Source organism: Sphingomonas sp. GW821-FHT03E12 (assembly GCF_059420685.1).
In genome coordinates this window covers 539,841-552,781 of record NZ_JBWKUF010000002.1, presented here as the reverse complement: position 1 = coordinate 552,781, position 12,941 = coordinate 539,841, and the positions used below count along the sequence as shown (strand labels likewise).

Annotated in this window: 10 protein-coding genes; 4 read left to right on the top strand and 6 right to left on the bottom strand. The window is 65.4% G+C overall.

Annotated features, from left to right (window positions below; translation table 11 throughout):
* Positions 1-41 precede the first annotated feature (41 nt).
* Together mutS and AC07TU_RS08205 are read left to right on the top strand one after the other, a co-directional pair.
* The gene (gene mutS, locus AC07TU_RS08210) at positions 42-2,615 is read left to right on the top strand and encodes a DNA mismatch repair protein MutS (RefSeq protein WP_495187670.1); all 2,574 of its coding nucleotides are present in this window, start codon (positions 42-44) and stop codon (positions 2,613-2,615) included.
* Positions 2,615-2,782 carry a hypothetical protein gene (locus AC07TU_RS08205; RefSeq protein ID WP_495187411.1) on the top strand — a complete coding sequence of 56 codons (168 nt, stop codon included), beginning with the start codon at positions 2,615-2,617 and terminating at the stop codon, positions 2,780-2,782. Before mutS ends, AC07TU_RS08205 begins: the two co-directional genes overlap by 1 nt.
* On the opposite strand, the gene AC07TU_RS08200 is transcribed toward AC07TU_RS08205, so the two are convergent.
* From AC07TU_RS08200 to AC07TU_RS08185, 4 genes are all read right to left on the bottom strand, one after another.
* A complete protein-coding gene (locus AC07TU_RS08200) occupies positions 2,779-3,360 on the bottom strand; it encodes an NADPH-dependent FMN reductase (protein ID WP_495187410.1) in 582 nt (193 codons plus the stop codon). The two genes, AC07TU_RS08205 and AC07TU_RS08200, sit on opposite strands and share 4 nt — an antisense overlap.
* Before the next feature lie 419 nt (positions 3,361-3,779).
* The gene (locus tag AC07TU_RS08195) at positions 3,780-4,298 is read right to left on the bottom strand and encodes a hypothetical protein (RefSeq protein WP_495187409.1); all 519 of its coding nucleotides are present in this window, start codon (positions 4,296-4,298) and stop codon (positions 3,780-3,782) included.
* A gap of 49 nt (positions 4,299-4,347) precedes the next feature.
* Positions 4,348-6,537 carry an excinuclease ABC subunit UvrB gene (gene uvrB / locus AC07TU_RS08190; RefSeq protein WP_495187408.1) on the bottom strand — a complete coding sequence of 730 codons (2,190 nt, stop codon included), beginning with the start codon at positions 6,535-6,537 and terminating at the stop codon, positions 4,348-4,350.
* 347 nt (positions 6,538-6,884) lie between these two features.
* A complete protein-coding gene (locus AC07TU_RS08185; RefSeq protein ID WP_495187407.1) occupies positions 6,885-7,595 on the bottom strand; it encodes a hypothetical protein in 711 nt (236 codons plus the stop codon).
* Between the two features lie 257 nt (positions 7,596-7,852).
* Between AC07TU_RS08185 and AC07TU_RS08180 the strand changes: the two genes are divergently transcribed.
* Entirely contained in the window at positions 7,853-8,410 is a 558-nt protein-coding gene (locus AC07TU_RS08180; protein ID WP_495187406.1) for a DUF3617 domain-containing protein, read from the top strand.
* 13 nt (positions 8,411-8,423) lie between these two features.
* Here AC07TU_RS08180 and AC07TU_RS08175 read toward each other — a convergent pair whose 3' ends face one another.
* Positions 8,424-8,897, bottom strand: coding sequence for a hypothetical protein (locus AC07TU_RS08175; protein ID WP_495187405.1), 474 nt, complete (start codon positions 8,895-8,897; stop codon positions 8,424-8,426).
* 94 nt (positions 8,898-8,991) lie between these two features.
* A complete protein-coding gene (locus AC07TU_RS08170; protein WP_495187404.1) occupies positions 8,992-10,644 on the bottom strand; it encodes a M28 family metallopeptidase in 1,653 nt (550 codons plus the stop codon).
* A 124-nt stretch (positions 10,645-10,768) separates the two neighbouring features.
* Between AC07TU_RS08170 and AC07TU_RS08165 the strand changes: the two genes are divergently transcribed.
* Positions 10,769-12,889, top strand: a complete 2,121-nt coding sequence (locus AC07TU_RS08165) for a S9 family peptidase (protein ID WP_495187403.1) — start codon at positions 10,769-10,771, stop codon at positions 12,887-12,889.
* Positions 12,890-12,941 lie beyond the last annotated feature (52 nt).

Below are 12,941 nucleotides of genomic sequence, written 5' to 3'. Positions count from 1 at the left end.
CCCTATCGAGTCCCCTGATGGCCGACGCCGCTCCCACCCCCATGATGGCGCAATATCTGGCGCTCAAGGCCGAAGCGGCCGATTGCATGCTCTTCTATCGCATGGGCGATTTCTACGAGCTGTTCTTCGACGATGCGAAGCTCGCCAGCGGTATCCTCGACATCGCGCTCACCGCGCGCGGCGAGCATGGCGGCGAGAAGATCCCGATGTGCGGCGTGCCCGCCCACGCGATGGACGGCTATCTCGCCCGCCTCATCAAGGCGGGACAGCGCGTCGCCATCGCCGATCAGATCGAAACACCCGAGGAGGCGAAGAAGCGCGGCGGCTCCAAGGCCCTCGTCGCGCGCGCGATCATCCGCGTCGTCACAGCGGGCACGCTGACCGAGGAATCGCTGCTCGACAGCCGCTCGGCCAATTGGTGCGCGGCGATCGGCGAGGCGGGCGGCGAGACCGCCATCGCCGCCGCCGACATCTCGACCGGCCGGTTCGAAATCCTCGAATGCGCGCCTGAAGCGATCGGCGCCGCGCTCGCCCGGCTCAGTGCCGCCGAAGTGATCGCCGCCGATGGCAGCGAAGCGCTCGACATTACCAGCTACCGCCCGCGCAGCGAGTTCGACAGCAGCGGCGGCGAGACGCGCCTCAAGCGGCTGTTCGACGTCGCGACGCTCGACGGCTTCGGCCAGTTCGGCCGGGCTTCGCTGTCCGCCGCGGGCGGGCTCGTCGCCTATCTCGAACACACCGCCAAGGGCGCACTGCCCTTCCTGCGCCCGCCGCGCATCACCCGATCCGACGCCAGCATGGCGATCGATGCCGCGACGCGCGAAAGCCTCGAACTGACCCAGAGCCAGGCCGGCACGCGCAAGGGCAGCCTGCTCGATGCGGTCGATCGCACTGTCACAGGCGCGGGCGCACGCCTGCTCGCGGCCGACATCGCCGCGCCGCTGATGGATCGCACGACGATCGAAGCACGGCTCGATCTCGTCCAGCGCTTCCATGACCAACCGGGTTTACGCGAGGACTTACGCGCCTCACTCCGTGCGCTCCCGGATATCGGCCGCGCCATCGGGCGTCTCGCCGCGGGCCGCGGCTCGCCTCGCGATCTCGGTCAGCTGCGCGACGGTCTCGACGGCGCGTGGCGGCTCGGCGAGACGCTGGGCAAGCTTCCTGAGCCGCCCGCGCTGCTCGCCAGCCTTGCGCCCGATCTGCGCGGCCATGGCGCGCTGATCGACCTGCTCCAGCGCGCATTGGTTCCCGCCCCGCCGATCGACGCCGCCAATGGCGGCTATATCGCCGAGGGCTATGACGCAGCGCTCGACGATCTGCGCGATGCCGGCGCCGGCGGCCGCCGCGCCATCGCCGCGCTTGAGGCCGACTACAAGCAGCGCACCGGCATCGCCGCGCTCAAGATCAAGCACAACGGCGTGCTCGGCTATCACATAGAAGTCGCCTCCAAACACGCCGACGACCTGATGCGCCCCGACAGCGGCTTCACCCATCGCCAGACGCTGGCGGGCGTGGTCCGGTTCAACGCGCCCGAACTGCACGAGATCGCGATCAAGGTGACCCAGGCCGGCGCGCATGCGCTCGCCGCCGAGGCCGCGCATCTCGAAGAACTCACGACAGCCGCGCTCGACCGGCGCGAAGCCATCGCTGCGACCGCCGACGCGCTTGCCCGGCTCGATGTCGCATCAGGCCTCGCCGAGCGCGCGGCGGAGGGTGGCTGGACCCGTCCCATATTGGTCGACCAAGCCTGTTTCGAGGTCGAGGGCGGTCGCCACCCGGTCGTCGAGGCCGCGTTGGCCCGCGGCGGTGAGCGTTTCGTCGCCAACGACTGCGTGCTTTCCCAAACCGACAGGCTTTGGCTCGTCACCGGCCCGAACATGGGCGGTAAATCGACCTTCCTGCGCCAGAATGCGCTGATCGCCGTGCTCGCTCAGGCCGGCGCCTATGTCCCGGCGGCACGCGCCAGGCTCGGCATCGTCGACCGCCTGTTCAGCCGCGTCGGCGCGTCGGACAATCTCGCGCGCGGCCGCTCCACCTTCATGGTCGAGATGGTCGAGACCGCGGCGATCCTGGCGCAGGCCACCCCGCGCAGCTTCGTGATCCTCGACGAAGTTGGGCGCGGCACCTCCACCTATGACGGTCTTGCCATCGCCTGGGCGGTGGTCGAGGCGATCCATGAGGATAATCGCTGCCGCTGCCTGTTCGCCACGCACTATCACGAGCTGACGCGGCTCGCGGAGCGCTGCGACGCGCTGTCGCTCCACAATGTCCGCGCGCGCGAGTGGAAGGGCGACCTCGTCCTGCTCCATGAGGTCGCCGAGGGACCGGCCGACCGCAGCTACGGCCTGGCCGTCGCACGCCTCGCCGGCCTGCCGCCAGTCACCATCTCGCGCGCCAAGGCGGTGCTGGCGAAGCTGGAGGCCGGCCGAGAGAAGACCGGCGGCATCGCCGCGGGTCTCGACGATCTTCCGCTGTTCGCCGCTGCTGCCGAGCACGAGGAGGAAGCCATCGATGCGCTGCGCGCCGAGCTTTCCAGCCTCGACATCGACAGCCTCAGCCCGCGCGATGCGCTCGACGCGCTCTACCGGCTCAAGGGATTGATGGAGGCCTGATGCGCGAATCCGGCTTTCTCGGGCTGATGCAGGTCATCTTCGACTGCGTCCGCGACGGGTTCGGCCTCCGGCGCGCCTGGACGGTGATGGCCGTGATCGCGCTGATCCTGTCTGCGCCCTTCTTGCTGTTCGCGCTGCTCGTCTATCTGATCGCGCTGATCTTCTAGCCCGCCCTGGCGCGTTGCGCCTTGGCCGCATCGATCCACCACAGGAACTCGGCTGCGAATCGTCCGAAGCCGCGCTGCAACGCCGCGCCGCCCTCGCCCTGCGGAACGTCGTCGGCGTCGAGCGTCTGGCCGATCTGCGCGACGGTGATCGTCGCAGGGACCACTGCCATGCCCATCTCGGTCAGTGTCGGGTGCCACATCGAATTGCTCCGTGCGCCAGCCAGCCGCCCGCCCGAATAGCTCACGATCGCCGCGGGCCGCCGCGCCCATTCGGCCAGAAAATGGTCAGTCAGATTCTTGAGTCCCGGCTGCATGCCCCAGTTATACTCGCCTGCGACGAACAGGAATCCATCGGCATTGCGCAGCTTCTCCGCCAGCGCCTCCATCGCCGCCGGCGCCTCGCCGGGCGCATAGTCCATATAGCGCTTGTCGAGCATCGGCAGCCCGACCGCTTTCGCGTCGATCAGCTCGACGTCGCAGCCCTGCTCCGCAAGCCGCGCCGACATCCAGCGCGCCAGCCGGATCCCCATCCGCGCCTCGCGATAGGAGCCATAGAAGGTCAGAATTCTATGTGTCATGACAGGCCCTTCCGCGCAAACTTCGCGCCCCGAAAATGAAAGAGGCCACCGGGGCCATCTCTGGCACCCGGTGACCTCCGACATGGTCAGCGGCCGGAAGCTCCAGCCCGGGAGACCATGCGGGCCGCTCGTCCGCTGCTGGCGCCGTTGATTGGGGGAGGATACCCCCCGTGCGCCTTACCGGTGGAGGGCTTCCACCGGGTGCAGTCAGAGCTTAGCGGCGCGTCTCCCGAACGAACTGAACCGACCTCACTGCTGAACCATGAGACATCGGATCACCTCCTTTCGCTTGTTAAGACGTCGTACCCGGCCCGGGCACATCGCGACTTTGAATCATCCGGAATCGCAGAACAAGTCTTGTTTTAAATTGCGAAATCGGCGATTCATGGAGGTCTGGGCGTAGCGGATCGAGCCGCACCTCAGCCCCGGCAATCCTCAGCGACACGCAGCACTTCCGCCCAGGCCGGTACCACCAGCGGCGCCATGCCCGGCGTCTCGACGATGAAGCGCCCGCGGCTATAGCCCATCGCATCGACCAGCTGATCATTCGATGGCAGCGTCGCCGAAGCGCTGTCGGTCGCGCCGCTCGTGGTCAGGCTGCGCGCGGTCGAGCTGGTCCGCACCGTCATCGTCCCCGCCGCCGCGCCGCGCCGGGTCAGTTGCAGCTGGCGTGCCGAGCGGTCGCAACGCAGCGTGAACGCCGGATCACCCGCGGCCCCGAACAGCGCGACCGAGCCGCGCGAATCCGGACGATAGCTCCACCCGCCGGGGCTCAGCGGCCAATCGCGCCAGTCGCTGCTCGCCGGAGGCGGCGCGGGAGCAGGTGCCGGCGCGGGTGCCGGAACCGGAACGGGCCGTGCAGGCGCCGGCGGCGGGGCCGAGGGCGCTACACAACCAGCGAGAACGGCGAGCGAAGCGAAAGCAAAAATTACGCGCATGCCGGACCTTATGGGCGAAGGAGTCCGGCGGCTCAACCGCCGGTGCGCTTCAGCGCCGTCCCCCGCCCCACTTGCGCTGCACCTTGCCGTACTTGCCCTTGCGTGTGCCGGGCTTGCCCTCGTTGCTGCGGCCCATCACCGGCGCGCGGTGCTGGTCGTGCGGCAGGCCCAGCTCCTCGGCCTCGAGCGACCGGATCTCGTCGCGCAGGCGGCCGGCTTCCTCGAATTCGAGGTTCGCGGCGGCGTCGCGCATCTTCTTCTCCAGTTCCTCGATATAGGCGCGGAGATTGTGGCCGACCATGTGCGCGGGGCCATCCTCGATCTCTACCGTCACCTGATCCTTCGACGCGACGTGCGCGATGATGTCGCCGATGTTGCGCTTGATCGTCGTCGGCGTGATGCCGTGCTCGGCATTATAGGCCTGCTGCTTCTCCCGGCGGCGGCTGGTTTCGTTGAGCGCGCGCTCCATGCTGCCGGTGATGCGATCGGCATAGAGGATCACCCGGCCCTCGACGTTGCGCGCGGCGCGGCCGATCGTCTGGATCAGCGACGTCTCCGAACGCAGGAACCCCTCCTTGTCCGCGTCGAGGATCGCGACCAGCCCGCACTCGGGGATATCCAGGCCCTCGCGCAGAAGGTTGATCCCGATCAGCACGTCGTACACGCCAAGCCGCAGGTCGCGGATCAGCTCGATACGCTCGAGCGTCTCGACGTCGGAGTGCATGTAGCGGACCTTGATCCCCGCCTCGTGCATATATTCGGTCAAGTCCTCGGCCATCCGCTTGGTCAGCGTGGTGACGAGGGTGCGGTAGCCCAGCTCTGCGGTCTTGCGGCACTCGACGATCAGGTCCTGCACCTGCTCCTCGACCGGCTTGATCTCGACCGGCGGGTCGATCAGGCCCGTGGGGCGGATCACCTGCTCGCTGAACACCCCGCCGGTCTGGTCCATCTCCCACCCGCCCGGCGTGGCCGAGACGCTGACGGTCTGGGGCCGCATCGCATCCCATTCGTTGAAGCGCAGCGGGCGGTTGTCGATGCAGCTCGGCAGGCGGAAGCCATATTCGGCCAGCGTGATCTTGCGGCGGTGGTCGCCGCGCGCCATCGCGCCGATCTGCGGCACCGTCTGGTGGCTCTCGTCGACGAACAGCAGCGCATTCTCGGGCAGATATTCGAACAAAGTGGGCGGCGGCTCGCCGGGCAGACGGCCGGTGAGGAAGCGGCTGTAATTCTCGATCCCGGCGCAGCTGCCGGTCGCGGCGATCATCTCCAGATCGAAATGGGTGCGCTGCTCCAGCCGCTGCGCCTCGAGCAATTTGCCTTCGGCATGCAGTTCCTTGAGCCGCTCGGCGAGCTCATGCTTGATCGCCTCCATCGCCTGTTTGAGCGTCGGCCCGGGCGTGACGTGGTGCGAGTTGGCATAGACGCGAATGTAATCGAGGTTCGCGACTTTGGCCCCGGTCAGCGGGTCGAACTCGGTAATCTCCTCGATATCGTCGCCGAAGAAGCTGATCCGCCAGGCGGTATCCTCATAGTGCGACGGGAAGATTTCGAGACTGTCGCCGCGCACGCGGAAATTGCCGCGATTGAACGCCGCATCGTTGCGCTTGTACTGGAGCGCGACGAGCTTGCGGATGATCTCGCGCTGGTCGGCGACCTGGCCCTTCTTCAGGTCGAAGATCATCGCCGAATAGGTCTCGACCGAGCCGATACCGTAGAGGCAAGAGACCGAGGCGACGATGATCACGTCATCGCGTTCGAGCAGCGAACGGGTGGCCGAGTGGCGCATCCGGTCGATCGCCTCGTTCACCGAGCTTTCCTTCTCGATGTACGTGTCCGACCGCGGCACATAGGCCTCGGGCTGGTAATAGTCGTAATAGCTGACGAAATATTCGACCGCGTTCTCGGGGAAGAAGCTCTTGAACTCGCCATAGAGCTGCGCGGCGAGGATCTTGTTGGGCGCGAGGATCAGCGCAGGGCGCTGAAGATTGTTGATGACGCTCGCCATCGTGAAGGTCTTGCCCGAGCCGGTGACGCCGAGCAGCACCTGATCGCGTTCCCCCGCCAGCGCCGCCTCGGTCAGCTCGGCGATCGCACCCGGCTGATCGCCCGAAGCGGTGTACTCGCTGACCAGCCTGAACGCCTTCCCGCCCTCGCTCTTCTCGGGCCGGTTGGGACGATGCGGGACGAAGCCGGGACCGGTCTCAGGCTCGGCAAGGCTGGTGCGGATCTGAATCGTCATGGCGCGAATATGGGGCCTTCGGATGGGGGTGCAATCGGGTCAAGTTGACAGCCGGTTGACAATGCTGACGGAAATGAGGGGTTTTTCACGGCGTTCCCGGAGAGAGAGAGAGAGAGAGAGAGAGGGAGGGAGGGAGAGGGACGCGACAGGTTGGCAACAGGAAGTGGCATGATCGAGACGCGGGCGTGCCTGGCACGCGACGCGATTGTCAGCGCAAGCCACGAATCATGATCAGTAGAATTTTGCATATGCGCGCCAGTCCCTCGACTTCGCATAGCACAACATACAGAACAAATAAAGAACGCTTAAGCTGATAGCTACCTAGCGGACGGGCGCATTTGGCATTCTCACGCGCGCGGCCACTCGCTCTCGAACTCTGCGCGGTTCACACGCAATTCTGTATAGATAGGATCACCCTTGTGCCTCGAGAGCCGCGCTTCCGTTTGCGCTGACAGAAGGTGCGTGGGCAAGTAGTTCAGTCGGTGCGTCTGCCAATGTTCGGCCGGTACGTTGGTTTCTAATGGCGAAGCGGAGAGACCACTCTCCTGCACCTTCCCCCACACTGAAATCCTCCCATCATGGGCCCCCTGCTCAAACTCATTCAGCACCTTCAACAAGCCCTGATGCCCCGGAAGGGACGTCGCCGCGTCATCCAGGGTTTTCCCCCACTTGCGGAGCACAATATACGCGATGCCCTGTGAGGCTGGAACACGTGCCGGTGGGGAAACTCGAACGAGTTGAGACCGGGCAGCTACGCGATTTTGTTCAGCCACGGCAGCTGCTTTTGCTGTGGGCGCGAGGTTATCCCAGACGGATAAAATCGAGCGTGCGTCTTTAGTATGAGACGCCTCGTAGTCTATCCATAAAAAAGCGGCGAACCACAGCAATACCAACCCGAACACCCAGTAATACAAGTACTCCGCGTGCCACATACCACGCAGCATGATGAACTGGCTATCAAGCCATACTTTTGCAATCGGGTTTCCAGCCTCAGAGCTAGCAGCGAGTAAGCCAATAACGGTAGCATACGCACCTGCTATAGAGGCGGGAATCCACAAGATGAATCTATTAGCGTTCCGCCACATTCGCGCGCAGTCCCCCACACCGACTCATGAGATGATCGCCGGAGGATAGGGGTTAACCCATGAGGCATCACGATATTTGTGCGAAGTTCCATCTTCAACTGTCACGCAGGCGTTGGAAGGTAAAATATGTCCAAAATGCGGCACAATCCGCCACATTGTTGACAAACTTTGTTCTGCATGCGTTATGCGCAACGGGCCGTGCCCCAAGCGTAACGAAGCAGGAGCCAATTATGTCCCGTTTTACCCCGCTGTTGTTGCTTTGCCCCTTCGCCCTCGCCGCTTGCGGCGGCGGCCAACCCGCCGTGAAGGGAGAGAATGTCTCGGTCGCCGATGTCGCCAAGGCGACTCAGGATGCCGTGAAGATGCAGCCCGGCCAGTGGCAGACCCAGATCAAGTTCGTCTCGGTCGAGATGCCCGGCCTGCCCAAGGCTCAGGCCGATGCGATGGGCCAGCAAATGGCCAAGTCATCCGAAACCACCATGGAGACCTGCCTGACCCCCGAGATGGTCAGCAAGCCGCCCAGCGAGATGTTCGGCGGCAAGGCCGGCGGTGGCTGCGTCTACGACAGCTACGAACTGGCTGACGGCAAGCTCAACGCGGTGATGACCTGCAAGCCGCAGGCCGGCGCCGGCGAGATCAAGGCGACGACCACCGGCACGATCGGCAGCGCCGCCTATGAGCTGGCCAGCGACACCGAAATCTCCGGCGGGCCGACCGGCACGATGAAGATGAAGACCCAGGTCATCGGCAAGCGCGTGGGCGAATGTACCGCCCAGACCAAGGGCTGATTCAGGGGCTGAGCTAGCCCCCCTCATCCGCAGGGCGATAGGCCACACGCCACATCGCCAGCGCAATTCCAGCCGCGGCCAGTGCGATCAGCGCACTGGTCGCGGTTGCGCTCAGCCAGCGGAACAACGCGACCCGCCCGTCGCTTGGCGCAGCATCGAACAGGCCGAAGCCATGGGTCTGCGCGGCGACGAACACGACCATCGCCAGCGCCGCGCCCAGCGCCGCGGCGTGCCAGGGCTTGCGCCAGCCCATCACATGAAATCCGAGCCACAAAGGCGCTGCCACCGCAGCGATGCCGAGCGTCACGAACAGCGCGCCCAGCGCCCACGCCGCGAGCAGCGCCGTCGCGTTCGCCTGCCCGCCCGCGAGGACGAGCAGCACCACCAGCACACCGCCCAACGCCCCGCCCGTGGCGAGCGCGAAGCCCACCCGGTCCAGCGTCGTTTCATAGCGGCGCAGCGGCGCACGCGAGCGATCTTCGTCCACCCATCCCCTCCCCGGAGGCGCGCTGCATATCATCGCGGCAGGCCGCCGCTCAAGCGGCGTCGTAAGGTCGCTTCAGGTCAGCGGTGGCATAGGCCTATTTGCGCGTGGCGCCGCTTCGGTCGCGGATCGTCTTGAATTCGCTGCCCGGCTTCCACTGCGGCCATCTGGCCGAACGGGCGAGCTCGTCGCCGATCCTGTAGAAGACCTCAATGTCCTGAACCGCGCCGTCGAGATTCCAGCTCTCGCTCCAGGCATCGCAGGCCTGATGGTAGCATTTGCCGGTATAATCATCGACCCACTTCTGACCCGCTTCCTTGCCGCCGGCGACGAGGTCGGAGGCGCCGGCGATACCCATCATCAGCAGTACGGGCACGCCGCGCTTCGCCATGCTGAAATGGTCGGCGCGGTAGAAGAGGCCGCGTTCGGGCAGGCTTTCGACGGAGACTGTGCGCCCCTGTTTCGCGGCGAAACGGGCGAGATCGTCCTCAAGCGTCCCCTGCCCCTTGCCAACCAGGATCACGTCCTTCGCCTTGCCGGCGGTCTGCAAAATGTCGAGGCCGAGATTGGCGACGGTGGTTTCGACCGGGAAGATGGGATCCTGCGCATAGGCCTCAGACCCCAGCAGCCCGCGCTCCTCGGCGGTCCAGAAGGCGAAGAGGACCGAACGGTCGGGCGGCGGCGCGGCCTTGAACAGCCGGGCGATCTCGAACAGCCCGGCGACGCCCAGCGCATCGTCATTGGCACCCGCGCGATAGATGCGGCCCAGTTCGTCGGGCTTGCCCGCGCCATAGGCATCCCAATGAGCACCGTACATGACGGCCTCAGCCGGGCGTTTCGCACCGGATATCTTCGCGAGCACATTCTGGCTCTGCACCATTTTGTGCGTCACCGGGATCGCAGCCTCGAGCGTCACGCCGCCCAGTTCGACCGGGCGGAAATCGCTGCGCCGGGCGGCGGTGCGGAGCTTGGCGAGGTCGAGCCCCGCGCCTGCGAACAATTTGTCGGCGACGTCGTGCGCGATCCACCCCTGCAGCGCGAGGCTGGTGACTTTCTCGGGCGGGACGACCAGGCCGTAATTCTCGCCGCCGGGGCTCTTGACGACGTTCCAGCCATAGCCGGCGGCGTCGGTATCGTGGACGATCAGCGCCGCGACCGCGCCCTGCCGCGCCGCTTCCTCGAACTTGTAGGACCAGCGGCCATAATAGGTCATCGTGCGGCCGCCGAACTTGCCCGCAACCGGTTCACCCGCCGTCGCCGCAAAATCAGGATCGTTGACCAGGATCACCACGACCTTGCCCTTGAGGTCGGCACCCTTGAAATCGTCCCAGCCGCGCTCGGGCGCGTTCACGCCATAGCCCACGAACACCAGCGGCGCGCCGGAGATCGCAACGGCGTCCTTCGGCTGAAGCGTCGAGACATAGATATCGGTGCCCTGAACGAGCGGCGTGCTCGCCTTGCCACCGAAGGCGAGCTTCGTCGGGGTGCCGAGCATCGTGTGGAGCAGCGGAACGGGCTGCGTCCAGCCGCCGTCCTTGCCCGCCGGCTCAAGCCCCAACGCCTGCAGCCGGCCGATCAGATAGCCGACCGTGCGCTCTTCACCGATCGTGCCGGGCGCACGCCCCTGAAACTGATCCGAAGCGAGGGTGCGGACCGTGTCAACGATGTTGCCGGAGCTGACATCGGTTACGGTCTGGGCGGCCGCGGGCGCGGCGAGCAGGAGCGTGGCGGCGGCAAGGCGTAGGGACACGGCGGACTTTCTGTTCTGTTGCGACGTCAGTCTACGCGGCGGCGGCTGGCCTGTTCAATCGCTTTGGCTTGTCAGCGCGCGCGCTTCGTCGCAGATGTAACAACATAACCTCAGGGAGAATCGCATGTCCCGCTGGCTTCGCCGCGCACTGATCGTCAGCCTCGCCACCACTGCCGCACCGGCGCTTGCGCAGGATGCCCCCAAGCCCCCCGTCGCGGCGAAGAAGCCGCATCAGGTGAAGGCCCCGTTCGGCGCGAGCCGCGAAGACGAATATTACTGGCTGCGCGACGATACGCGGAAGAACCCGGAAATGCTGGCCTATCTCAAGGCCGAGAACGCCTATGCGGATGCGGTGATGGCGCCGACCAAGCCGGTGCAGGAGGCGCTGTACAAGGAGATCGTCGGCCGCATCAAACAGGATGACAGCAGCGTTCCCTATCTCGACAACGGATACTGGTACTACACGCGCTTCGAGACCGGCGGAAACTATGCGATCGTCGCGCGCAAGAAGGGCAGCATGGACGCGGCGGAGGAGATCATCCTCAACCAGCCGGAAATGGCCAAGGGCGCGAACTTCTTCCAGATCGGCGGCCGCCAGGTCAGCCCCGACAACCGCCTGCTCGCCTATGCCGAGGACAAGGTCGGCCGCCGCCAGTACATCCTCAAGGTCAAGGACCTGACCACCGGCCAGACGCTCGCCGACGAGATCCCCAACGCACAGCCAGGCTTCGCCTGGGCAGGCGACAACAAGACGATCTTCTATATCGAGAAGGATCCCGTCACCCTGCTCGGCAAGCGGGTGAAGGCGCATGTGCTGGGCACGCCGGTCAGCCAGGACCGGCTGGTCTATGAGGAGAAGGACGACACCTTCTCGCTCGGCATCGGCGCGACCAGTTCGGAGAAGTTCATCTGCATCTATTCGGGCAAGACCATCAGCGACGAGCAGCGCTGCGCGCCGGTCGACAATCCCGCGACCTTCACCGTGATCGCGCCGCGCGAACGCGACTTCCTTTATGGCGCGGACCATGTCGGCAACCGCTGGGTGATCCGCACCAACTGGCAGGCGCCGAATTATCGCCTGATGACCGTGCCCGACAGCGCGACCGGTGCGGGCAAGGCCGCGTGGAAGGACATCGTCCCGCATAGCGCCGACGTCTTCATCGAGAACGTCCAGCCCTTCGACAACTATCTGGCGATCGAGGAGCGGTCGGGCGGCAACAAGCGGCTGCGGCTGCTGGGCAATGACGGCAAGTCGAGCTTCGTCGAAGCCGACGAGCCGGCGTACAGCATGGGGCTCAGCACCAATGCGGAGACCGGCACCGACTGGGTCCGCTATACCTACAACTCGCTGACGACGCCCACGACCACGATCGAGGCGAACATGAAGACCGGCGAGCGCAGGACGCTCAAGGTCAACCCCGTCCCCGGCTACGACAAGTCGAAATATGTCACCGAGCGCGTCTGGGCGGCCGCGCGCGATGGCACCAGGGTTCCGGTCAGCCTGGTCTATGCCAAGGGGTTCAGGAAGGACGGCAGCGCCGCACTGTTCCAATATGCCTATGGCAGCTACGGCAATTCGACCGATCCCGGCTTCTCGCCGATGATCCCCAGCCTGCTCGACCGCGGCATGGTCTACGCCATCGCGCATATCCGCGGCGGGCAGGAAATGGGCCGCAAATGGTATGACGGCGGGCGGATGTTCAACAAGAAGAACAGCTTCACCGACTTCGTCGACGTCACCGAATATCTGGTGAAACAGGGCTATGCGAAGAAGGGCCGCGTCGCCGCGATGGGCGGCAGCGCCGGCGGGCTGCTGATGGGCGGCATTACCAACATCGCGCCGCAGGATTATGGCGCGGTCATCAGCCTTGTCCCCTTCGTCGATGTCGTGACGACGATGCTCGACCCGACCATCCCGCTCACCACCGGCGAATATGACGAATGGGGCAATCCGGAGAACAAGGCGAGCTACGACTATATGCTCTCCTACTCGCCCTATGATCAGCTGAAGCGGAAGGCCTATCCGGCGATCTTCGTCGGCACCGGCCTGTGGGACAGCCAGGTACAATATTATGAGCCCGCCAAATATGTCGCGCGGCTCCGCACGCTGAAGACCGATCCCAATCCGCTGCTGTTCCGTGTCAACATGGAGGCTGGGCATGGCGGCAAGTCGGGCCGCTTCGAGCGGTATCGCGAACAAGCAGAATATCTCGCCTTCGCCCTGGATCAGTTGAAGGTGAAGTAACGCGGACATTCCTGTCACCCCGGCCTTGTGCCGGGGTCCACTTCGCCGCTCG

What these genes read in the sequence shown, in the direction of transcription:
- mutS (WP_495187670.1), top strand. Translation starts at nt 42, where the DNA reads ATGATGGCGCAATATCTGGCGCTCAAGGCCGAAGCGGCCGATTGCATG.
- AC07TU_RS08205 (WP_495187411.1), top strand. Translation starts at nt 2,615, where the DNA reads ATGCGCGAATCCGGCTTTCTCGGGCTGATGCAGGTCATCTTCGACTGC.
- AC07TU_RS08200 (WP_495187410.1), bottom strand. Translation starts at nt 3,360, where the DNA reads ATGACACATAGAATTCTGACCTTCTATGGCTCCTATCGCGAGGCGCGG.
- AC07TU_RS08195 (WP_495187409.1), bottom strand. Translation starts at nt 4,298, where the DNA reads ATGCGCGTAATTTTTGCTTTCGCTTCGCTCGCCGTTCTCGCTGGTTGT.
- uvrB (WP_495187408.1), bottom strand. Translation starts at nt 6,537, where the DNA reads ATGACGATTCAGATCCGCACCAGCCTTGCCGAGCCTGAGACCGGTCCC.
- AC07TU_RS08180 (WP_495187406.1), top strand. Translation starts at nt 7,853, where the DNA reads ATGTCCCGTTTTACCCCGCTGTTGTTGCTTTGCCCCTTCGCCCTCGCC.
- AC07TU_RS08165 (WP_495187403.1), top strand. Translation starts at nt 10,769, where the DNA reads ATGTCCCGCTGGCTTCGCCGCGCACTGATCGTCAGCCTCGCCACCACT.